We start from the raw sequence: 21,747 nt of genomic DNA, 5'->3' as shown, positions 1-21,747 counted from the left end.
AAATACCCAATAAAAAGGAGTATTTATGGCAACTGCACCAATTCTCATTTTTGATATCGAAACCATTCCCGACCTTGACACAGGGCGACTGCTCTACCCCGAGATTGCCACGCTGTCCGATGATGATGCCCAGACGGCTCTGACCGCCATTAGGGAAGCAGAAGCAGGCAATGCCTTTATGCGACTGCCTTTGCATAAAATCGCTTGTTTGTCCTTTTTATGGGTGAGTGAGGATAAATTTAGCTTAAAATCCCTAAGTCTGCACCAGATGAGTGAGGCGGAGATTTTGACGACCTTTTTTAGGGCATTTAATCAAAAACCCGCTCCCACGCTCGTGTCATGGAATGGGGCAGGGTTTGATTTGCCCGTCATGCTCTATCGTGCCTTGCACCATAAGCTGACCGCCCCCACGCTCTTTAATAGCCAATCGCCCAATTATCTGTATAAATATGGCGATGCTCACATTGATTTGATGGATAAATTATCACTGGGTAATTATGGCAACAAACAAAAGCTAGACACCATTGCCAGTCTGTGCGGATTTGCTGGCAAGGGCGAAATTGACGGCTCGCAGGTTGTGCCGATGGTCAAGGCAGGGCAATGGGGCAAACTGACCACCTACTGTGAATCGGACGTGCTAAACACATGGCTTATCTATCTAAGATGGCAACTTTTAACAGGCAGGTTTAGCCCTGATGTGGTCGCTCATTATGAAGCACTCACTTATGATAAATTAAGCCAAATCAAAGATGGCGAGGTGGTACGTCATGCCGAGTTTTTGGATGCGTGGCGACAATGATGTTTTGGGGTGAGATTGCCTGATATGCACGAGAAAGCCGGTATGAATGATAAAGAAGTCAGCCGATTTTTAAGTCGGGTATTGCGACACAAACCTGAACTGATTGGCATTGTGCTTGATGAGCAGGGTTATACCGACATTGAGACACTGATTAAAAATGCTTGTGAGTTTGGCAAGCATTTTGACCACGCTCAATTATTATCGGTCGTGGCAAGTAATGACAAACAGCGATACCAAATATCCGATGACGGCACGCAAATACGGGCGGTGCAAGGGCATTCACACCCCAGCGTCAAACGCCACTATGAACCACAAACTCCGCCAAGCGTACTGTATCACGGCACGGCAGTTAAGTCACTTGACAGCATAAAACAGCACGGCTTGACCGCAGGGTCTCGCCATTATGTTCACTTATCTGCCGACAGCGACACCGCCACAAAGGTGGGGGCAAGGCACGGCAAGGCGGTGGTTTTGACGATTGACACCGCCAAAATGCACGCAGAGGGTCATGTCTTTTATCAAGCCGAAAATGGCGTATGGCTAACGGAGTCTGTGGCGGTGGGGTATATTGATTTTGGTGGGTATTAACGGTTTACATAGCCATACCGCCAATTTTTTGTTATAATAGCCCCTTTACCCAAAAAGTGCCTTGTATGCACTTTTCTTTTTAAACCAATCCATGGTAGCGGTTATATATTTGATTGTAACAAATATCACTACCAACGCCACATCTAGGAGAATCCTATGGTAGCCATTACTTTGCCAGACGGCAGTATCAGACAATTTGACGGACATACCACCGTCATGCAAATCGCCCAAAACATCGGTGCAGGACTTGCCAAAGCCACCGTGGCAGGGCGTGTAAACGGTCAGCTTGTAGATGCCTGCGACCCTATCACAACAGACGCTACCGTAGAGATTATCACCCCAAAAAATCCCGAGGGCGTGGAGATTATCCGCCACTCCTGTGCCCACTTGCTCGGTCATGCCGTCAAACAGCTCTACCCTGAGGTCAAAATGGTCATAGGACCCGTCATCGAGGACGGCTTTTATTATGACATCTATAGCGAACGCCCCTTTACGCCTGAGGACATGAAGGCAATTGAGGAGCGTATGAAAAAGCTCATTGACCAAGATTATGATGTGATTAAAAAAATGACCCCACGAGATGAGGTCATCAAAACCTTCTCGGAGCGTGGCGAAACTTACAAACTTCGCCTAGTCGAAGATATGCCTGATGAAACGCACATGGGACTATATTATCATCAAGAATACATTGATATGTGCCGAGGCCCGCACGTCCCCAACACTCGCTTTTTAAAGGCATTTGCCCTAACCAAGATGAGCGGTGCGTACTGGCGAGGCGATGCCAAAAACGAGCAATTACAACGTATCTACGGCACAGCGTGGGCGGACAAAAAAGACTTGCAAGCCTACATCAAACGCATAGAAGAAGCCGAAAAGCGAGACCACCGCAAAATCGGCAAACAGCTAGGGCTATTCCACTTACAAGAGCAAGCCCCCGGTATGGTGTTTTGGCACCCCAACGGCTGGACGATTTGGCAAGTGCTAGAACAGTATATGCGTAAAATCCAAAAGGATAACGGCTATCTTGAAATCAAAACGCCACAAGTCGTGGACAGAAGCCTGTGGGAGCGTTCTGGGCATTGGGAAAACTATGCCGAGAATATGTTCACCACATCGTCTGAAAACCGTGATTATGCCATTAAGCCCATGAACTGCCCTTGCCATGTGCAGGTATTTAATCAAGGGCTAAAATCCTACCGTGATTTGCCCTTACGCCTTGCCGAATTCGGTTCATGCCACCGCAACGAGCCGTCTGGGGCGTTGCATGGGATTATGCGTGTGCGTGGCTTTACCCAAGATGACGCTCACATCTTTTGTACCAATGCTCAAATCCGCTCCGAAGCCCTTGATTTTATTAAATTAACGCTTGACGTGTACAAGGATTTTGGCTTTGATAACATCGCCATGAAACTCTCCACCCGCCCCGAAAAGCGTGTCGGCTCTGATGAGCTGTGGGACTTGGCAGAAAAAGACCTAGCGGACGCATTGGACGAAGCAGGGCTTGACTGGGAGCTACAAGCAGGCGAAGGGGCGTTTTATGGCCCTAAGATTGAATTTAGCCTAAAAGACTGCCTAGGGCGTGTGTGGCAGTGTGGCACATTACAGCTTGATTTTAACTTGCCAGAGCGCTTGGATGCTGAATTTGTGGGCGAATCGGGCGAACGCGAACGCCCTGTCATGCTCCACCGTGCGATTTTGGGGTCATTTGAGCGTTTTATCGGCATTTTGATTGAACATTATGCAGGCTTTTTCCCAGCATGGCTTGCCCCAACCCAAGCGGTTGTGATGAACATCACCGATAAGCAAGCGGACAGCGTGAATGACGTGGTCGCCAAGCTAAATGCCAAGGGTTATCGTGCCGTGAGCGATTTGCGTAACGAAAAAATTGGCTTTAAAATTCGTGAACGCACCTTAGAACGCATTCCGTTCATGCTGATTTTGGGTGATAAAGAAGTGGAGAGTGGCACGGTCAATGTCCGCACCCGTGAAGGCAAGAATTTGGGAAGTATGTCGCTTGATGACTTTGTCAAAGTGTTAAATGGGGCGATTGAGAAGAAGGGAAGGGTTGAAGTGAAGGCGGAGTAAGTTATTTTAAATAAAAACCCATTCAAGAAATTGAGTGGGTTTTTTACTAAGTTTGAATAAAATTTCCAATTTCTTTATAAAATTCATATTACAGCTAACAAAATTGAATTTTACTACGGAAACCGTTCGCCCTTGTATCAACCCAACACCAAACCTAGATTATCTGCTAGAATGTTGTTGGGTTATACAAGCAAAGAGAACACGGGTTCGCCCTTAGTGTCTTAACACTGGTGCTCAGATGGTGTCCTTTGCTTGTCATCTTAACTCTGAATGGTATCTAAGTGCGTTTATTAAAACAGACACTGCATAAACAAGGCAAGAGACAGATGATACACTATATTGGCATAGACATCAGCAAAGCAAAGTTTGATGTTGCATTTATAAACCCAAGCACAAATAAAGTAAAAACCAAGGTTTTTAACAACAACAAAGCAGGCTTTGATTTACTGCTTGCTTGGTTAAAAACCAATGTCAGCAATCATCTTGATGAGCTACACATCATCCTAGAAGCAACAGGGGTTTATCATGAACACCTAAGTGAGTTTCTTGATGATAATAATATCAAGCAAAGCATTGTCAATCCTAACTATGTCCGCAAATTTGCAGACAGTTTGGGGGTAATCCATAAAACTGATAAAAAAGACAGCATTATTTTATCAAGGTATGGTTATAGCCACAAGCCTGAGGTTTGGGTAGCACCTAGCATTGAAGCCAAACAGCTAAAAGCTCTATTGGCTCGCTTAGAAGCACTCAAAGAAGATTTGCAACGAGAGCAAAACCGACAAGAGTTGCTCTTATCACCCAATCTGCCCGATTTGGTTAAAGCATCCATGCAAACAGTCATCAGTGTCCTTCAAGAGGAAATTGCCAAACTCACCAAAGACATTGATGACTTTGTTGACAAACAACCAAGTTTAAAGCAAGACAAAACCTTACTTGAAACCATTGACGGTATTGGTTCTGTTATTGCCAAAGAAGTGGTATGCTTAATACATACCAAACAATTTAAAAAAGCCTCACAGATGGCTTCGTTTTTAGGCTTAATACCCAAACAAAGACAGTCAGGTGTCTTTAAGGGAGCAACCAAACTGTCCAAACAAGGGCAAGTCTCTTTGCGTGCTAAGCTGTATATGTCTGCAATGAGTGCCATTCGTTATAATAGCACCATTAAGGCATTTTATGAACGATTACAACAAAACGGTAAAACCAAAATGCAAGCCTTATGTGCTTGTATGCGTAAATTGGTACATATCTGTTTTGGTGTTATCAAAACCCAAACATCCTTTGAGCAACAAGTATCTTTAAGTTAGTTTGTAAGATACTAGATACCAGATACTTAAAAAACCATTGACTTAGGTGGGGTATCATGGTATCTGAGCTTGTCGAAGGGTCGGTTTCCGTCATGGTTCGACAGGCTCACCACGAACGGAAACCGTAGCACTTTTTCATTTTGTAGAGTGTACCATGAAAGAAGCTATTAAATTTGATCATTGTATGCTAATTAATAATTCTACCGTAAACAACAAACTATGCTTACACGGCATACCAATTGCTGATTATGACCTTGCAGGCATTGAACGTATTTTTATTCATAATCAATGGTTTGATATTTTGGATTTAAAAACCAGTGTAGCAATTTGGGGCGGTGTCAATATTCATTATCTGATTGATTATGATAAAGAAATAGCAAATTTAAGTGGTGGTATCGGCTATATTGATGATGATAAATTTTATCAGTCATTGAATGAAAAAGCGACAACCGATAATTTAACTTATTTTAAAAGATAGGCAATTGTGATGTTGTTATTTTACAATATTATGGATAAATATGTAGGGGGGAATCACATTCGCCCAAAAATCAACATTTTATCACAGGGCAAATGTAATTTGCCCCTACAAATCCACCCAAAGGCATAGTTAATTAAAAATGCCAATAAATCCCCCTATCTTTGCTTTTAATTCTATGCTACCATAAAGCCAATTCATTTTTAAGGACATTTTATGAAAGTATTAAAAGCGGTTGCTGTTTGTGCCTTGCTTGCCATAAGCAGTCAAAGTTTTGCCAATACCGCCAAACCCATACAAATCATATTTCCCAAAGGCGAAACTTGCCATGATTTTAATACAAAAGTTGGCAAAAAACCAAATCAAACTTTTGTATTAGCACTTACCGACAGTCAACAATTAAGCTTTCAAATTCAAAGCAACACCAAAATCAACATTCATATCACAGACCCAAACCAAAAGCCCCTAACGAGCGTGGGAGAGCTGATTGATTTTTATCCCACAATTTATCTATATGAGCCAACCATAACGGGCTTGCATAGCATTTCTTTTACCACCAAAAACAAAAGCAGTGCTAAAATTGATGTTAGGGTGTGTGCTGATGAGAATTTATTTTAAAAAATCAAGGTGTTTTATGAAAAGTATTAAAATCGCTGTTTTGTGTACACTGATGACAATGAGCGGACAAGGTTTTGCCAATACTGGCGATAATCAAAATCTTGACACCGTCTTAACAATCATCGATGATTTTTCTACCATGTCAAGTTATTCAAAACCGCAATTAGAGCAGTATTTTAATAGCCAACTTGAAGAAAGTTGTGAAAGTGGCGTGTATCATATCTGTTACTACACCCCCATAATTACCAATAACTCTAAATATTCTTTTGTTAATAAAATTGAACTTAGAAATTCTGATTTTTCACAATCTTTAATATTAGATATAGACCCAAGATTTGAAGTAAAAAATTTTGATGATGTTCTAAGGGGTCAAGACTATGAATTACTCGGTAATCCCTACCCTTTAATGAATATTTTTTATCAAAAAACTACCGAAAATTATGATATCGGGATAGGAGTAACGATTAAAGAAAATAAGGAGTGGGTTATTGACAGTTTAACTTTTTTCATAAAAAAGCATAACAAATCAGAGTGAGCCAAGGAGCGACCAGTATTTTTAAATCACCCTGCTTACAAAAATCCCCCTTGAAATCCCCACAATTTTTAAGTAAAATAAGGGTCTATCTTTTTATTTGGAGTATGACCCATTAAACCGTCAAATCGTCTAAATGTCAATGAAGACATTCGTGCCAAAGAAGTCCGCCTAGTACAGGCAGACGGCGAACAGCTTGGCGTGGTCAGCCTAAAACAGGCATTAGAGACCGCTCGTGAAAACAATCTGGACTTGGTTGAGATTGTGCCAGACGCAAAACCACCCGTCTGCAAAATCATGGATTACAAACGCTATTTGTACGAACAAAAGCAAAAAGCCAAAGAAGCCAAAAAGAACCAAAAACAGACCCAAGTCAAAGAAATCAAGCTACGCCCTGGTACCGAAGAAGCGGATTATCAGGTCAAATTGCGTAAAATCGTTGAATTCCTAGAAGACAAAGACAAAGTCAAGGTCTCTATTCGTTTTCGTGGACGTGAGATGAGCCACCAAGAGATTGGACGAGCCCAACTTGAACGTATCATCAAAGATACCGAAGAGATAGCCAGCGTAGAGCAAGCCCCCAAAGTGGAAGGTCGTCAAATGGGTATGCTCCTAGGACCTGCTAAGAAGAAGTGAGATTTTTAGCCTGTCTTTTGACAGGCTAATTTAGTACCAGTCAAGGATTATTAATGACTCCCATACCCAAGCCTGATAAACCCATCATATCACCCCAGTCTAGAAGTGGCAAGCACGCCAAAACCAGCAAAAAATCCTATCTTTCATCAGTCATGCTAGCAATGGCTGTGATTGGTTTTGGTGGATTTGGTCTGACCAAATGGGTTGATGGGGTTGGCTTTCCTTTTGCAGGTGGTGGTGACAGTTTATCTGATCGAGAAATACAGGCACGTGCAGATAACATGGATAAAATTAATAGGCTAGACGTGCAGGTTTATGACGCTGAGCAAAGCATGCAAATACTGCCAAATATCCCTAGCATGAACGGTGCGTTGTTATCTGACATGATGGCTCAGGCATCTGAATATGGCAACATTAGAGTGGCTGAGATAACCATGTGGGATGATTTGGATCAAGATGGAGATGTGGTTCAGTTTGCATCGTTGGGTACCATACAAACAGTAAATCTAACCAATGCCCCCCAAACGATATATGTGCCTATCAAGGTAGGACAACCTGCCAAACTGGCTGGTATTAATGATGGTGGTGGTGGCATTACCTTGGCATTTATGTCGTCAGGGCAACCTGTCTCTTCTCCTGTGTTAAGTCCAGGGGATATCATAGAGATTGACTTATTTTAATACATCATCATGAATACCCTTTACCGATATATGCCACTAATGTTTGCGGTCATGATTCTTATCATGATTTTGCAATTCGCCCCCAAAGTGTTAAACGTGGCATTGATTATTTTGATATTTGGGCGATGGTATTTGCTGATGTTGTTTGTTGTGTTGCTTTTTTTAATTTGGGCAACTTATAAACATTGGCATGATGATGTGCCAGATTTTGTATATAGGATAGTTCCTGTGGATGTATTAGATAGGTTAAGTAATCTGCAAACCATTGAAGAGGCTGCCATTGCTCTTGATAAAGAAGCGGTCATTATTAATGCTGAGCAGTTAAATAAAGATTTGCAAGCCAAGGTTATTGGGCAGAATCATGTCTGCTCGGATCTTGCCGCCCAGCTAAGACGTAGAATGGCACTTTCGCAGAGAGATAAGCCTATTGGTGTATTTTTGTTTGCAGGGCCGCCCGGCACGGGAAAAACTTATTTAGCAAAGGTGTTGGCAAAACTCTTAGAGAGAAAATTACTTCATTTTGACATGACCCAATATGCTGCAGGAGCATTTAGTGCGTCTCAGTTGTTTGGGATGACAAGGGGTTATGTGGGTTCTACTACTTATGGGGCATTGACTGCAGGGCTTAGAGATTTTCCCAAGGCGGTGGTATTGCTTGATGAGATTGAAAAAGCACATCCTGATGTTTTAAAGAATTTCTTAACCGCATGGAATGATGGTTTTATTACTGAGGCCTCAGATGGAAAGCAGATTAGCACAAGCGAAGCTATTTTTATTTTGACATCTAATGCCGCAACAGATGCCCTGGCTCACTTGCATAAAAGCCTACATCACGACCCTGATGCCTTAAGAAGTGCCTCGGTGGCAACACTAAGAGAGCAGGGCTTTGCCCCAGAGGTCTTAAATCGCATTGATAGAATTTTTGTGTTCTCGCCATTTAGTGGGTTGGATGTGGCACGTGTGATTGCCTTAGAGATTGAGCGTATGATAAATGGATACGGGCTAAAAGTAGCAGGTCAAGGTATTGACCCTCAGATTATCATTGACATGATGGGGCGTTATAAAAAGATGGGTCATGTTGCAAGCAGTCGTGATGTTGTAAGGCTCTTGGAGGAGTCGATTGCCGATGCTCTGATTTCCGCCAAAGAAGGTAGATATGATACCGTTCAGCTATACATAGAAGATGGCGAAATCAAGGCTGAGACCTTTATAGAGCGACATTACTAATTATGAGAGTTCGTCATTCTGATGGTTATATAGAAGATTCTTTGTGGTCGCACTCAAAGGCATTTAGAGTCTTGGTATATGTGACAGCTTGTTTGGGTGTATTGATTGCTATTGGCTTTTTTATCGTCATAAAGAATCAGCGAGCCATGAACGCCAGCCAAACAAGCTCGGCTCAGGTATCACTGCCCCTAAACTCTGGTGGGGCAACTTCAGCTTCTTTGAACAGCACGCCAGTCACGCCATTGCCCAAGGCAGATCAGCCACCCTCAATAAATGACCTACCCCTTGCTAAAAATACTTGGCGTAGCACGCTAAACCCCGCCAAACAAATCCCCAGCACAGGATTTGATGCGTATTATGTGAATACCAATAATCCTGCAGTGGTTGTCCATAAAGAAAATGTGCCTAATATAGAAATAGACTATTCTTATAGTGATTTTCACAACATTCCCTCAGAATCGTTTGGTGCGTATTGGATAGGCAGGATTAAAGTGCCCGAGGATGGCATGTATGAATTATACAAAAGAATTTCATGGGCGAATGCAAGGGTGATGATTGACGGTAGGATATTAACAGAAAGTAAAGATTCACTCAAAGAAGCCCCCATATTTTTAAAAAAGGGTGAGTATGTGCTTGAGGTGGAGTTTGCCAATGAGTGGCATTCTACTAATTTTATCTTGGCCTTAATGCCAGTTGTGAGAACGTATAACTCATCGAATATTGGTAAAGCACTAAGTGAGCTAAATCTGCCTGCCCATGTAAGCCTTTATAGTGCTTCGACTCACAAAACAACCAATAAAGACGGGACTTTTAACGTTCATCTTGACACTGCTGGCGAGCCTATGGTGCTGTACTTGCATAGTGATAGAACGGTTCATTGGCAGGTCTATGGGCAGACGATACCAAGAGCGATTGTGTACACTGGCGATACCAGTACTGTATCATCGGTTGGTAGCCCCCCAATCTTTAAGATGGAGGATGTACTGATTGGACATGAGTTCTTTAGTAATGTCAATAACAAGCCTGAGTGTGAATGTCAAAGTGGGAATTTTAGGTGCAAGGGAGGTTTTGGAGATGCAAATACCGATAAAACATTAGAGAATATCAAGAATATTATGGGGTTAAATCTGTCTGGCGGTTCAGGTGTTCATAGTGCCACCCATCTTGTGGTACCAGAAACTTATGTGAATCAGCAGTTTATCCTTGATGCCTATGCTCGCAGTCAAGAGGTGGAGCATTTAAGGCGAGCGTGTACGCTCGCAGGTTCAAATGCAAATAATGTGTCACACCCACCAAGTCATTACTAACATCATGCCAACTTTAGTGCTTATAAAGACCTTGTCATAAATTGTCAAAAAGCAACCAGCCCAACACAAATAAAGGGCAACACGCCCTTTATTTATCTCATGTCCGCCTTAAAGCCACGTTTTTTATCCATTTGCCAATCACGTTCTTTGAGTGTGGCTCGTTTGTCGTGGAGTTTTTTACCTTTGGCTAGGGCGATTTCGCATTTGACCCGACTGCCTTTCCAGTAGCAGGACAAAGGGACGACCGCATAGCCTTTTTGATTGACCATGCCAAAGAGTTTATCAATCTGCTTGCGGTGCAAAAGCAGTTTGCGGGTGCGGATATTGTCAGGGTTGATGTGCGTGGAGCTGGTCAGTAGGGGCTGAATGTGAGCCCCGAACAAGAACGCTTCGCCATTTTTAAAAATCACATAAGCGTCCGTGATTGCCATTTTGCCTGCTCGTATTGATTTGACTTCCCAGCCTTCAAGTGATAGACCTGCTTCAAAGGTCTCTTCGATAAAGTATTCGTGGCGGGCTTTTTTGTTGGCACAGATTTGGTTTGACGGTTTTTTTGCCATATTTATATCTCAATATTGTCTAGGGCGTGCCTGCCTTTGGTATTTGCAATGAAAAATAGGAAAAATCGCACGTTTTTCAAGGAAAAGTCCGCCGTTGATATTAGAATATCAACAAGGATTTTGACGTAGAAAAACAAGATTTAGCCATTTTTCATGCAAAAATGGATTAAAGCGTTAAATTTTTACCTTATTTTATAAGAATGTTATCAAGGGTAGGCATGCCCTACCCATTATAAGAGATTTGGTGGATAATTACAAACAAACCCACGCCCCTGTTACATTTGTCCAATAAAACAGCATTTGCCTTTGGGGGTAATACTTGATAAGATAAGGCAAATTTATCATCATAGGATTTGCCATGTTAGACTCAAAACCAACCCTAGAAACCTTGCTAAATCACCGCTCGGTACGTAAATACACCGGTGAACCAATCTCTGATGAAATGCTAACTGCTATCTTAGAAGCAGGGCGTGCCGTCTCAACATCAAGCTACCTACAAGCGGTGAGCGTGGTGCGTGTGCGTGATAAGGCAAAGCGGACGGCATTTCGCCAAATCTCCAACAACCTAAGCGAAGACAAATATAACGAATTGTTAGCCCAAGGTAAGCGATTGGGGCATGGCTATGTCGAAGACTGTGCCGAGTATTTGGTGTTTTGTATGGACGCTTATCGTCATCATGCCCTTGCCGATGTCAATACCGACTGGACAGAAGTCATGCTTATCGGGGCGATTGACTCGGCTCTCATGGCTCAAAATATGCTGGCAACGGCAGAGAGTCTAGGATTGGGCGGGGTCTATATCGGTTCACTGCGTAACGACATTCAGCGAGCAGGCGAGTTGTTGGCTCTGCCAAAACACGTCGTACCACTGTTTGGGCTATGTCTAGGACACCCTGACTGGGACTCTAAAATCAACCAATCACAACGCCCACGCCTACCGCTAGATGTCATCGTCTCAACTGATACCTATCAAACCCCTAGCGATGACGTGTTATCCGCTTATAATGATGAAGTTAAAGCCTACTATGGCGGTCGTGGTTTGGAGCTGGACTGGAGGGCCCAAATCGCCGAGACCTTTGGCGGGGACGTGCGTCCGTTTATGTTAGATTATTTGCAATCGCAAGGTTTTGCTAAACGTTAAGCAAACCAAAAAGTCGGACAACAGTTCGGCTTTTTCTTTTTTATAAAAATTTAAAATAAAATCCCCAAAACCGCCAAAAATTTGCTACCATAAGCACTTTTTACTTATTTACCAAATCATCAAACGCCATGACTCCAAAAAAAGCCCTATACCCCGGCACCTTTGACCCCATTACCAACGGACACATTGACCTTGTCAATCGTGCCTTAAAAATCTTTGATGAAGTCATCATCTCGGTGGCGTTCGCTCATCACAAAAAGCCGTTATTTAGCTTTGATGAACGAGTGGCACTGGTACAGGAAATTTTTAAGGACAATGAACGGGTATCAGTGGTCGGTTTTGAAGGGCTACTGGTGGATTTTGTCAAAGAACAAAATGCGGTGGCGGTAATTCGGGGACTGCGTGCGGTGAGTGATTTTGAGTATGAATTTGGGCTTGCCAACATGAACCGTAGCCTAGATGAGAGCTTTGAAGCGGTGTTTTTGACCCCTGCCCAAGAGTATTCGTTCGTCTCGTCCACGCTCGTGCGAGAAGTGGCAAAACTCGGTGGCGATGTCTCAAAGTTCGTGCCGTCTTGTGTGCTTGACGGCTTTGCCAAAAAGTTCGGTGGGTAAGGCGTTATGTTTTTTGCGGTCATTAGTATCTTGCCTGAGATGTTCGGGGCGACCACAGAGTACGGCATTACAGGACGTGCGGTGGGGCGGGGGCAGGTGGTGATACACACCATTAACCCCAGAGATTTTACCACGGACAACTATCGGCGGATTGACGAGCGTCCCTTTGGCGGGGGGCCGGGCATGGTCATGCTTGCCGAGCCGTTGGAGCAGGCGATATTACACGCCAAAGCCTTAGCCGATGAGCATTTTGGGAGCGTGGGTAAGGATAATCCTACCTGCCCTGTCATCTATCTGTCGCCACAGGGCAAGACCCTAGATGAAAAGACGGTGGTAGAATGTAGCCAGCTTGATGGCATGATACTGCTCTGTGGGCGTTATGAAGGCATTGATGAAAGGCTACTTAGTGCCTATGTCGATGGCGAGATTTCCATTGGCGACTATGTGCTGACAGGGGGCGAGCTACCAGCGATGGTGCTGATGGATAGCATCATTCGCCGTCTGCCAAGCGTGATGAATGATGACAAGTCCGCCCTAGAAGACAGCTTTGTCGATGGGCTACTAGACTGCCCCCACTATACCAAGCCTTTGATTTTTAAGGATAAAAAAGTCCCTGATGTCCTGCTTTCAGGTCATCATGCCAACATTGCCAAATGGCGGTTTTTAGAGCAAGTCAAACGCACCAAAGAGCGTCGCCCTGACTTGTGGGAGCAGTTTGAACCCACCAAAGAGCAGGCGAAGTGGCTGGGGGAGATAGATGAGTTGGGGGATTTGGATGAATAGTCATGCCCTATCCGTCATCATTATCACCGCCCCGCTGATGTCAGTCAGTCTCTCACGCACCATAAACAGACGGTCAAGCCCCAACGCAATGCCACTGCATGGCGGTAAGTCATCGCACGCACGGATTAGGTTTGTATCAATCGGCATGGTTGGCAAGCCTAGTTTTGCCCGCTCAATATTATCCTGCGTAAATCGCCGATACAGCTCATCGCCACTGGCAAGCTCATCATAAGCATTGGCAATCTCTATGCCGTTGATATATAGCTCAAAGCGTTTGGCAACGGCATGTCCGTCCACGTCTGTCGCCACTTTTGCCAAAGACGCAGTCGCCACAGGATAATCGGTGATGAGTGTCGGCAAATCAAATCCCAAAGTCGGCTCTATCACATGACTAAATAACAAATCCAGCCAACCTTGCTTATCATCGCCCATATCTAGGTTAATGCCCTGCTTTAATGCCGTTTGTTGTAATGTCTCAATGTCGGCAGAAAAGGGGTGAATGCCGAGCATATCCATAAAGGCTTGGGTGTAGCGATAGGTTTTAAAGGGCAGATTTTTATGCAGTGCCACGCCGATGAGAGCATTTAATTCATTTGCCAAATCGTCCAAACTAAAATGCGGACGATACCATTCTAACATGGTAAATTCTATATTATGCTTATGCCCTTTTTCATTATCACGAAACACCTGACAAATTTGATAAATCGGTATTTGATAATCCGCCAATACTCTTTTCATGGCAAATTCTGGCGATGTGTGTAGATAGCCTGTTTTTAATTTGCCAGCTTGTTTAAAATTAACGCTCACGCTTTCTATAAAAATATCGGTATTGCCATGATTGGATAGTATGGGTGTGGTAATCTCTAATACGTCCCGATTTTTAAAAAACTGACGAATATCGCCAATCATCTCAGCTTTACTCATTGCCAAATCTAAGGTCATGCTTGGGCGGTAATCGGTATTAGTCATAAAGCCATTCTCTTTTTAAGTCATAGTTTTTTCTTAATTTATCAAAATCCGCCCCATGTACGTTATCGGTGCAAATGTGGCGTAACTCATTGTCATCTTTTAAAATGTCATAATAGCTTTTTAAGATATCGGTATTGCCTTTTAATAATTCATTTTTTAATGTTTGCCAATGGTAATGATTGGGCGGTAATAACTTATCCATATTTTGTAAAATAGGCAAATTAAAATACTCACAAAACGCCTGATAAATCATTTCTGTCCCACGCAACTTACCGTCTAAGGTATAGCCTGCGATGTGGGGCGTGGCAAGGGCAAGGTTATCAAGCAGTGCCTTATCAATGGTTGGCTCAAAAGGAAATACGTCTAGTATTACATTCAGATTTTTATTAGTCATTGCCCATAATAAATCATCTTGATTGATAATCTCGCCCCGAGCGGTATTGATTAAAATGGCGTTGTTTTTTAATTGTTTAAAAACAGAATGATTAAATAATTGATAAGTGGGATAATCACCCGTTTTTGTTAATGGCGTATGAATAGAGATAATATCGCTATTTGCCAATAATTCATTAAAACTTGCATTATTAATGTCCGATGTTGGCAAATAAGGGTCATATCCCAAAATCTCCCAATTTAAGTCTTTGGCGTATTTGGCAAGCGTTGCTCCGATATTACCCAAGCCAATAATGCCCAGCGTGATTTTTTTATGGATTAAATTGGGAAATTTTCTTAAAAGGGCGGTAATGACGTATTGGGCAACCGAATGTTTGCTTGACCCTTTGGCATTGGCAAAATGGATATGGTGTTTTTGGATAAAATCATTATCCACATGGTCTGTACCAATCGTTGCCGAGCCGATAAATTTAATATTATTAGGATTGGCAATGGCGTCGGCATTGATGGGCGTTACCGAGCGAATGAGTAGGGCGGTTGGATTATGCCTGTCAATGGCGGATTGGTCAATCTCACGCCCTTTTAATTTGATAAGCGTGGTATTATCATGGCAAAAATAATCGTCCAAATGGGCGATGTTTTCATCGGCTAAAATGGTTGTCATGGGGTCGTGCCTTTGGCAGGATGGGTGTGGTTGGGTTGGTAAATGATGAGTAGATGCTAAACATTAAAGCGGTGTTATGAGTGTGACAATAATTATCGGAATTGATGTATTTAATGGCTGGACACAAAAGCTGACTTGTAAGCACGGCTTGGATGAAGTTCTCGTTTTATTATAACACAGAATCACCGACATCAATTTAAAAATATGCATGTATTTAAAGGTGTTTTGATAAAAGCGACACCGTAGACATCGATGGCTTGTAAACATTGCCTAACCATGATATTTTGTAAACCAACGTAAAAATAAGTACCAATCTCATTTACATAATGCTATCATAATCACTCTAAACAATCCCTATATTTTATCAAACTTATCATGGATGACACCCCATGCCCCACTCTCACGACACCATCAAAGATTGGATTATGTCCAATCGTTTATATGAAGTTCATATTTTTTATTATACCTTGATTATTATTTTTTGGGTAATAGTAGGTTTCGTTAGTCTGGGTTTTGAGATAGGCAGTTTTAGCTCTACCCAAAATCTATTGCTTAATTTTGTTTGGTATTTGACTGTGTGCCTACTGATGATAACCAGTCTCATCATATTTTGTAACACCTATGAAGCCAACAAATATAAAAGATACCTAGATACCTTAGAGCGAGAAATAGAAGAAAAGCTAACCGATGAAGAAAAAGAAATTGTCTGCGATTTGATACAAGAGCAAGGTCATACCCTACCCACCAACAAACAACGCTATGCATTGCTATTTGTTGGCTGTTATGCCTTGTTTGAGCTGTTTGTTGTGTCTGCTTGGATAAAGGATATGACACTGATATGGCAACCTGATTGGGTGCTTGCTATCATAGAGTGGGTAAAGTCTAATTCAACAGTGGTGTCTGTATCCGCAAATGGAGGTAGTTTCTTTTCTTTTAATGCATTCATTACAAAAAGTAACTTGTTATATGATTATTACCAAGATGGTAAGCTTTTTTTAAATTCCGAACTTGGTAAGTCAGCAATGTTTATGAGCTTTATCAAGCTGATTTCTTTTGTGCCTGTCATATATTCCTTGTGTCTGGTATTTTGGAAAATGTTTGGTTGGATAAGTGGCGATCACTTAATGCGTCGTGCCAGTTCTGAAGTCTGGGGATTTATTTGGGTTTCTTCATTGGTGTTATTTATGAATTTTGTAATGTTACTTGGCATATTGGCTATCATAGTAGGTATGAATTTTGATATGAGAATCTTGCCCATTATCTCAGGAAAACTAGGTTGGCTTGATGTTTTTGGTTGGAATCTTTTTTATCTGTGTTATGTGTTTGGTTTGCATATTTCGTACAGGTGGTTGTGTTTAATATTTCGTCCTTTTATTAATCTATTTAGGAGTTAATTCATGAGTAATGCTATTGAACAAAAAGGTGGTTTTGCTTCCTATTTATTGGATGCTTTTCGTAGCTCTGTTGCCAATAGAACGGTTGGTTCAGAGCTTAATGATGGAAAATCCACAGCTGATGAGCAAGCTGCAATACTTGCCAGTCAGTTACCCAAAATTACTTTTGCTGCCATTGGAGAGGGTATATTATTCTATGCTGCAAAAGCAAATCTTGATTTGGAGAAATTTGCCAGAAATTTACCAAATGGCTACGATAGAGCCATACAACTTGCAACCGACAAATGGAGTAAGATTCATATGTTGCAAGAAATAAACAGCCAATTAGAAAAAAATTTTGGTGAAAGCAAGAAACTGTTAATGGCTCAAAAAAATGAAGTCATAAAATCTCTGTCAGTCATTAATGATGGCATTAAGAATATAGCTAAAACTTATCCAGACTTAGGGATTAATCCAACGGATGACCCAAAGGCAATTTTTGACAAAGTACTTGGTCATACAGAAGTTAGTGCAAATGTTTTTGATTTATTGGGAAAAATTTTTAATTATACAGAATTTGTCAGAATGTCAGTTCAAGATGTAAATACTGCTGATAGCGAAAATGTCAGCAACTACATTATGAATTGGATAACCTATAGTTCTCAACTGGCTGGACCTGCTGACAGATTTATCAACAATGGGTTGGATTCTGGGCTTTTATCAAAAATACCTGTACTAAGTGCCAAAAATTTGGTTAGTATTGCCGCTCGTGGCGTGCTTACGGGCATCTTGACAGATATGTCCTATAAGGCTGGTTATGCAGTTGGTGAGTGGATTTGGAATGATGTGTTTGAATATCTCTACGATGGTCAAACCGCCTACGAAATCTACGCCGACGAATTTGAGGCTCTGTACTCCACCATCTTCCAACACCTAACAGGCACCGAGCTTAACGCCGTCATTGCTTTTAACACCATGATATTGGGTAACTTTGTCAATGAACAGGGTCAATCTGTCATCACAGAAGATACCGCCATCTTATTTGGCTCTGATGACTATAAGAGCATGGATTTTGACAAAGCTTTAAAATCTTATAAAAAGCTCTATAAGGCAGTATCAGGCAAGGATGATGCCGAGAACATCACAGGTGCAGAAGAGCTCATTAGACACATGGAGGGTAGTTATCCGTTATTTAAGGAATATCGCGGTAAGTTATTGAACATCTTACAAGGCTTGGAAGATACAGAAGAACTATTTACCCTAAGCCAAGGTGATGATGAAACCGCTCTTGCCTACCGCTACGCCCTTGTCAATCTCAATCCATTTATCCTAATGGATATTGACCACACCAAACACAACCCAAATGGCGAGCTTGACCTGTATCATGCCAAAACCAATCCTAATGGTCTAACACCAATCTACCTAGAAAAACGAGCCGAGATGATGTCGGTCATGATGGATAAAATGACAGGGAAGTTTATCCAAAATAAATACAACTATCAAGATTTGGCTGAAAACATCAGTGTTAATGAAACCAGCCTAGATGGACATCATGGCAATATTGATACTTATAATGACAACACCCAAGTGATCTTCGGTGGCACTGGTCATGACACCATCAAAGCCAAAGATACAGGCGATAACAACAACTTCCTATTCGGTGGTGCAGGTCATGACATTATAATCGGTGGCAAAGGTAACGATTACCTAGAAGGCGGTCAAGGCTACGACACCTACCACATCTCCGACCACGACACCATCTTTGATGCTGATGGCAAAGGACGTATTCTCTTTGATGGCAAACCCCTACCCACAGACTTTATCCTAAAACAAGGCTCATCAGGCATATGGGAAGCCAAAGACAGTGCAGGCAATGTGCTATATACTGCCATCAGAGAAGTCAATGACTTAGTCTACCAAAATATTGCCTAACCATGATATTTTGTAAACCAACGTAAAAATAAGTACCAATCTCATTTACATAATGCTATCATAATCACTCTAAACAATCCCTATATTTTATCAAACTTATCATGGATGACACCCCATGCCCCACCACACCGACACCATTGCTGACTGGCTTGTCTCTAATCGTCTGTATGAAGACAATCTGTTTTATTATGCTCTTATCATCTGTTTTTGGTTCTTTGTTGGGTTTATCTTTTTAGGCTTTGAATTACAAGGATTTAGCTTACAACAAAATCTGTTCTTTAATTTTGTCTTTTATCTATTTATCTGTACCATGATGGCACTTTGTCCCTTTTGGTTTAAGCTTTTCTTTTCAAAAACCCACACCGCCAAACGAGAGCAAGAACTCAATGCCCATCTAAATGAACTAGACGATGACGACCGTCAAGAAGTCGTTGCTTATCTCAATGAAACAGGACAGCTTGCAATGCGACCCATCCAACGGTGGGCATTGGTGTTTTTGGGGTCATACTTTTTATTTGAAGTGTTTTTTATCTCAGCATGGGTTAAGGATTTGACACTGGTGTGGCAACCTGATTGGGTGATGGGGATTGTGGAGTGGGTGAGAGGGAATACCAATTTACCACCATTGAATGTGGATAGGAAGTTGTTTGACTTAGATATTGGGTTGTCAAGCGACAAGATTTTGCATACAATGTATGAATCGGAAACCGAATTTTTGGATTCTGAATTTGGCAAATCAGCCCTTTTATTTCATTTTTTTAGATTTATTAATGCTCCATTAATTTTTATATCGATACACATGTTATTATATAGATCAATTGGTTGGAGTGGAATAAATCGGTTTAAGGTAAAAGAAGAATACCGAAATTTATGCGATTTGTTAAAATCTTATTTATGGGTTTCGTTTTTGGCGTTTTTTTGTGTTCTAATGATTGTTGGCACTATTTTGCTAATTCAAAGCTTGGAAATTTCTGCTAGAATGTCCATGAATATAGTGATATGGATTGATAGCTTTTATTTGAATTTTTGTTTTGTGTTTGCTGTCATTAGTGTTCTTATACTTATTTCATGGCTTAAAATGAGTAAAAAACTTATTTTAAATATTATTAATTTTATCAAACAGTTCTTTCAACCAACCTAACGAGGTATTTTTATGAGTAATTTAACTGGTCTAGCTGATTCTTTCTATATTGAAGAAGTAAGAAAAATTCTTGAAAAACATTCCTTTGGCTCTATCACCGATGATGATAACAATTATTATGAAACACTTTGGGAGGTTGCTTCTAGCAATTTTTCAAAGATAATTTCTCAAGTTGCATTTGAAACTTCTTTAAAGTATTTGAGTGATACCAATATGGTGGAAAACACTAAATATCGGTATCCTGATATTATTCAAATTGAAATGCTGGCGATTAAAGCAGATCAACTGCAAGCCCATCTGAATGCTTTTCAGAATTCCAATCTGTCTAAACACTCTAATTTTAAAGAAATGAATGCACATTTCAAAGAGGTTGTTGCTAATTTTAAAACAGAAGTGCAACTACTTGCTGACAGCAAAGGCATTAATATCAATGTCAAACAAGACGACCTAACGACTACACTTGATAAACTTGTTGGTCAAGGTTATGGCAAACTTTTTAATGATAGCATGGATAACTTGTTTAAATACAATGATTATATCAAACTTATTTATAGTACCATTGATGAGAAGTTACCCAAAGATGAAAGTAGTCAACAAGACTATCTAAAAGATGTGATGAATTTAATACCAAAATTTGCAGGAGATTCTTTTGTTAAGGGTACGGCGGGGGCGGTCTATGGTGCAGAAGCAGGGTTAATTAGCTTAAGTAATATTATAAAATCTGATGGGTTAAAATATCTTGAGGATTTGGCTCAAAAAGTTCCTGCTTTATCAGCCAAAGGTGTATTGGGTGTTTTATCTCGTGGATTTATTACGGGTGTCTTGACAGATGTTAGTTATAAAGTTGGTTATGCTTTTGGTGAGCTAATATTTACAACAGGATTTGAGAAAGTTTTTGGCAAAGAACTCTACGAAATGGAGAGTTTCATCAACTTTACAGATACTGCCTACTCCACCATCTTCCAACACCTAACAGGCACCGAGCTTAACGCCGTCATTGCTTTTAACACCATGATATTGGGTAACTTTGTCAATGAACAGGGTCAATCTGTCATCACAGAAGATACCGCCATCTTATTTGGCTCTGATGACTATAAGAGCATGGATTTTGACAAAGCTTTAAAATCTTATAAAAAGCTCTATAAGGCAGTATCAGGCAAGGATGATGCCGAGAACATCACAGGTGCAGAAGAGCTCATTAGACACATGGAGGGTAGTTATCCGTTATTTAAGGAATATCGCGGTAAGTTATTGAACATCTTACAAGGCTTGGAAGATACAGAAGAACTATTTACCCTAAGCCAAGGTGATGATGAAACCGCTCTTGCCTACCGCTACGCCCTTGTCAATCTCAATCCATTTATCCTAATGGATATTGACCACACCAAACACAACCCAAATGGCGAGCTTGACCTGTATCATGCCAAAACCAATCCTAATGGTCTAACACCAATCTACCTAGAAAAACGAGCCGAGATGATGTCGGTCATGATGGATAAAATGACAGGGAAGTTTATCCAAAATAAATACAACTATCAAGATTTGGCTGAAAACATCAGTGTTAATGAAACCAGCCTAGATGGACATCATGGCAATATTGATACTTATAATGACAACACCCAAGTGATCTTCGGTGGCACTGGTCATGACACCATCAAAGCCAAAGATACAGGCGATAACAACAACTTCCTATTCGGTGGTGCAGGTCATGACATTATAATCGGTGGCAAAGGTAACGATTACCTAGAAGGCGGTCAAGGCTACGACACCTACCACATCTCCGACCACGACACCATCTTTGATGCTGATGGTAAGGGTGTGATGATGTTTGGTGGGAAGGCGTTGCCACAAATGTATAGAAAAAATATCGTTTTCCAATCTACTCTCAGAAGTTAAATAAAAATCACCCATACATTTTGT

The 21,747-nt window shown here is 41.4% G+C and carries 21 protein-coding genes; 18 read left to right on the top strand and 3 right to left on the bottom strand.

The window, feature by feature from the left end:
* Nucleotides 1–25 precede the first annotated feature (25 nt).
* From AAHK14_RS02380 to AAHK14_RS02330, 11 genes are all read left to right on the top strand, one after another.
* Nucleotides 26–799, top strand: coding sequence for a 3'-5' exonuclease (locus AAHK14_RS02380; RefSeq protein WP_065256577.1), 774 nt, complete (start codon nucleotides 26–28; stop codon nucleotides 797–799).
* 24 nt (nucleotides 800–823) lie between these two features.
* Nucleotides 824–1,387, top strand: a complete 564-nt coding sequence (locus AAHK14_RS02375; protein WP_227514752.1) for an RNA 2'-phosphotransferase — start codon at nucleotides 824–826, stop codon at nucleotides 1,385–1,387.
* 156 nt (nucleotides 1,388–1,543) lie between these two features.
* The gene (thrS, locus tag AAHK14_RS02370; protein ID WP_065256579.1) at nucleotides 1,544–3,472 is read left to right on the top strand and encodes a threonine--tRNA ligase; all 1,929 of its coding nucleotides are present in this window, start codon (nucleotides 1,544–1,546) and stop codon (nucleotides 3,470–3,472) included.
* A 281-nt stretch (nucleotides 3,473–3,753) separates the two neighbouring features.
* Nucleotides 3,754–4,782 carry an IS110 family transposase gene (locus tag AAHK14_RS02365; RefSeq protein ID WP_083108321.1) on the top strand — a complete coding sequence of 343 codons (1,029 nt, stop codon included), beginning with the start codon at nucleotides 3,754–3,756 and terminating at the stop codon, nucleotides 4,780–4,782.
* Between the two features lie 154 nt (nucleotides 4,783–4,936).
* Nucleotides 4,937–5,260, top strand: a complete 324-nt coding sequence (locus tag AAHK14_RS02360; protein ID WP_065274053.1) for a hypothetical protein — start codon at nucleotides 4,937–4,939, stop codon at nucleotides 5,258–5,260.
* Nucleotides 5,261–5,473: 213 nt separating this feature from the next.
* Entirely contained in the window at nucleotides 5,474–5,875 is a 402-nt protein-coding gene (locus AAHK14_RS02355; protein WP_065256733.1) for a hypothetical protein, read from the top strand.
* Between the two features lie 16 nt (nucleotides 5,876–5,891).
* Entirely contained in the window at nucleotides 5,892–6,410 is a 519-nt protein-coding gene (locus AAHK14_RS02350; protein WP_065256732.1) for a hypothetical protein, read from the top strand.
* Between the two features lie 111 nt (nucleotides 6,411–6,521).
* The gene (gene infC, locus AAHK14_RS02345) at nucleotides 6,522–7,043 is read left to right on the top strand and encodes a translation initiation factor IF-3 (RefSeq protein ID WP_065256731.1); all 522 of its coding nucleotides are present in this window, start codon (nucleotides 6,522–6,524) and stop codon (nucleotides 7,041–7,043) included.
* A 53-nt stretch (nucleotides 7,044–7,096) separates the two neighbouring features.
* Complete coding sequence (locus AAHK14_RS02340) at nucleotides 7,097–7,723, top strand: hypothetical protein (protein ID WP_065256730.1); 627 nt, start codon at nucleotides 7,097–7,099, stop codon at nucleotides 7,721–7,723.
* Between the two features lie 9 nt (nucleotides 7,724–7,732).
* Nucleotides 7,733–8,950 (top strand): AAA family ATPase, encoded by a 1,218-nt coding sequence (locus AAHK14_RS02335; RefSeq protein ID WP_065256729.1) that lies wholly within the window; start codon nucleotides 7,733–7,735, stop codon nucleotides 8,948–8,950.
* 2 nt (nucleotides 8,951–8,952) lie between these two features.
* Nucleotides 8,953–10,257, top strand: a complete 1,305-nt coding sequence (locus AAHK14_RS02330) for a hypothetical protein (protein ID WP_065256728.1) — start codon at nucleotides 8,953–8,955, stop codon at nucleotides 10,255–10,257.
* A gap of 92 nt (nucleotides 10,258–10,349) precedes the next feature.
* Here AAHK14_RS02330 and smpB read toward each other — a convergent pair whose 3' ends face one another.
* The gene (gene smpB / locus AAHK14_RS02325) at nucleotides 10,350–10,817 is read right to left on the bottom strand and encodes an SsrA-binding protein SmpB (RefSeq protein WP_062499996.1); all 468 of its coding nucleotides are present in this window, start codon (nucleotides 10,815–10,817) and stop codon (nucleotides 10,350–10,352) included.
* Nucleotides 10,818–11,175: 358 nt separating this feature from the next.
* On the opposite strand from smpB, the gene nfsA reads away from it, so the two are divergent.
* From nfsA to trmD, 3 genes are all read left to right on the top strand, one after another.
* Complete coding sequence (gene nfsA / locus AAHK14_RS02320) at nucleotides 11,176–11,958, top strand: oxygen-insensitive NADPH nitroreductase (protein WP_065256727.1); 783 nt, start codon at nucleotides 11,176–11,178, stop codon at nucleotides 11,956–11,958.
* A gap of 128 nt (nucleotides 11,959–12,086) precedes the next feature.
* Nucleotides 12,087–12,572, top strand: a complete 486-nt coding sequence (gene coaD, locus AAHK14_RS02315) for a pantetheine-phosphate adenylyltransferase (RefSeq protein WP_062498941.1) — start codon at nucleotides 12,087–12,089, stop codon at nucleotides 12,570–12,572.
* 6 nt (nucleotides 12,573–12,578) lie between these two features.
* Entirely contained in the window at nucleotides 12,579–13,355 is a 777-nt protein-coding gene (gene trmD, locus AAHK14_RS02310) for a tRNA (guanosine(37)-N1)-methyltransferase TrmD (protein WP_062498940.1), read from the top strand.
* On the opposite strand, the gene epmA is transcribed toward trmD, so the two are convergent.
* Nucleotides 13,356–14,324, bottom strand: coding sequence for an EF-P lysine aminoacylase EpmA (gene epmA, locus AAHK14_RS02305; RefSeq protein ID WP_062498939.1), 969 nt, complete (start codon nucleotides 14,322–14,324; stop codon nucleotides 13,356–13,358).
* Nucleotides 14,317–15,381: a 4-phosphoerythronate dehydrogenase gene (locus AAHK14_RS02300; RefSeq protein ID WP_065256726.1), complete on the bottom strand. Its 1,065-nt coding sequence runs from the start codon at nucleotides 15,379–15,381 to the stop codon at nucleotides 14,317–14,319. The genes epmA and AAHK14_RS02300 overlap by 8 nt, the downstream gene beginning before the upstream one ends.
* Nucleotides 15,382–15,770: 389 nt before the next feature.
* Here AAHK14_RS02300 and AAHK14_RS02295 point away from each other — a divergent pair, with 389 nt between their 5' ends.
* The 4 genes from AAHK14_RS02295 to AAHK14_RS02280 all read left to right on the top strand — a co-directional run bounded on the left by AAHK14_RS02295 (nucleotide 15,771) and on the right by AAHK14_RS02280 (nucleotide 21,723).
* Complete coding sequence (locus AAHK14_RS02295; protein WP_065256725.1) at nucleotides 15,771–16,775, top strand: hypothetical protein; 1,005 nt, start codon at nucleotides 15,771–15,773, stop codon at nucleotides 16,773–16,775.
* A gap of 3 nt (nucleotides 16,776–16,778) precedes the next feature.
* A complete protein-coding gene (locus AAHK14_RS02290; RefSeq protein ID WP_346818221.1) occupies nucleotides 16,779–18,686 on the top strand; it encodes a hypothetical protein in 1,908 nt (635 codons plus the stop codon).
* Nucleotides 18,687–18,801: 115 nt separating this feature from the next.
* Entirely contained in the window at nucleotides 18,802–19,827 is a 1,026-nt protein-coding gene (locus AAHK14_RS02285) for a hypothetical protein (protein ID WP_194092772.1), read from the top strand.
* Nucleotides 19,828–19,839: 12 nt separating this feature from the next.
* Nucleotides 19,840–21,723, top strand: coding sequence for a hypothetical protein (locus tag AAHK14_RS02280; RefSeq protein ID WP_346818220.1), 1,884 nt, complete (start codon nucleotides 19,840–19,842; stop codon nucleotides 21,721–21,723).
* The last annotated feature ends 24 nt before the right edge of the window (nucleotides 21,724–21,747 follow it).

This window comes from Moraxella sp. K1664 (genome assembly GCF_039693965.1).
Taxonomy (GTDB): Bacteria; Pseudomonadota; Gammaproteobacteria; order Pseudomonadales; family Moraxellaceae; genus Moraxella.
This window is presented reverse-complemented; position numbering and strand designations above follow the sequence as displayed.

What these genes read in the sequence shown, in the direction of transcription:
- trmD (WP_062498940.1), top strand. Translation starts at nt 12,579, where the DNA reads ATGTTTTTTGCGGTCATTAGTATCTTGCCTGAGATGTTCGGGGCGACC.
- smpB (WP_062499996.1), bottom strand. Translation starts at nt 10,817, where the DNA reads ATGGCAAAAAAACCGTCAAACCAAATCTGTGCCAACAAAAAAGCCCGC.
- AAHK14_RS02290 (WP_346818221.1), top strand. Translation starts at nt 16,779, where the DNA reads ATGAGTAATGCTATTGAACAAAAAGGTGGTTTTGCTTCCTATTTATTG.
- AAHK14_RS02285 (WP_194092772.1), top strand. Translation starts at nt 18,802, where the DNA reads ATGCCCCACCACACCGACACCATTGCTGACTGGCTTGTCTCTAATCGT.
- AAHK14_RS02350 (WP_065256732.1), top strand. Translation starts at nt 5,892, where the DNA reads ATGAAAAGTATTAAAATCGCTGTTTTGTGTACACTGATGACAATGAGC.
- nfsA (WP_065256727.1), top strand. Translation starts at nt 11,176, where the DNA reads ATGTTAGACTCAAAACCAACCCTAGAAACCTTGCTAAATCACCGCTCG.
- epmA (WP_062498939.1), bottom strand. Translation starts at nt 14,324, where the DNA reads ATGACTAATACCGATTACCGCCCAAGCATGACCTTAGATTTGGCAATG.
- coaD (WP_062498941.1), top strand. Translation starts at nt 12,087, where the DNA reads ATGACTCCAAAAAAAGCCCTATACCCCGGCACCTTTGACCCCATTACC.
- AAHK14_RS02355 (WP_065256733.1), top strand. Translation starts at nt 5,474, where the DNA reads ATGAAAGTATTAAAAGCGGTTGCTGTTTGTGCCTTGCTTGCCATAAGC.
- AAHK14_RS02330 (WP_065256728.1), top strand. Translation starts at nt 8,953, where the DNA reads ATGAGAGTTCGTCATTCTGATGGTTATATAGAAGATTCTTTGTGGTCG.
- AAHK14_RS02335 (WP_065256729.1), top strand. Translation starts at nt 7,733, where the DNA reads ATGAATACCCTTTACCGATATATGCCACTAATGTTTGCGGTCATGATT.
- AAHK14_RS02300 (WP_065256726.1), bottom strand. Translation starts at nt 15,381, where the DNA reads ATGACAACCATTTTAGCCGATGAAAACATCGCCCATTTGGACGATTAT.
- AAHK14_RS02360 (WP_065274053.1), top strand. Translation starts at nt 4,937, where the DNA reads ATGAAAGAAGCTATTAAATTTGATCATTGTATGCTAATTAATAATTCT.
- thrS (WP_065256579.1), top strand. Translation starts at nt 1,544, where the DNA reads ATGGTAGCCATTACTTTGCCAGACGGCAGTATCAGACAATTTGACGGA.
- AAHK14_RS02340 (WP_065256730.1), top strand. Translation starts at nt 7,097, where the DNA reads ATGACTCCCATACCCAAGCCTGATAAACCCATCATATCACCCCAGTCT.
- AAHK14_RS02375 (WP_227514752.1), top strand. Translation starts at nt 824, where the DNA reads ATGCACGAGAAAGCCGGTATGAATGATAAAGAAGTCAGCCGATTTTTA.
- AAHK14_RS02280 (WP_346818220.1), top strand. Translation starts at nt 19,840, where the DNA reads ATGAGTAATTTAACTGGTCTAGCTGATTCTTTCTATATTGAAGAAGTA.
- AAHK14_RS02295 (WP_065256725.1), top strand. Translation starts at nt 15,771, where the DNA reads ATGCCCCACTCTCACGACACCATCAAAGATTGGATTATGTCCAATCGT.
- AAHK14_RS02380 (WP_065256577.1), top strand. Translation starts at nt 26, where the DNA reads ATGGCAACTGCACCAATTCTCATTTTTGATATCGAAACCATTCCCGAC.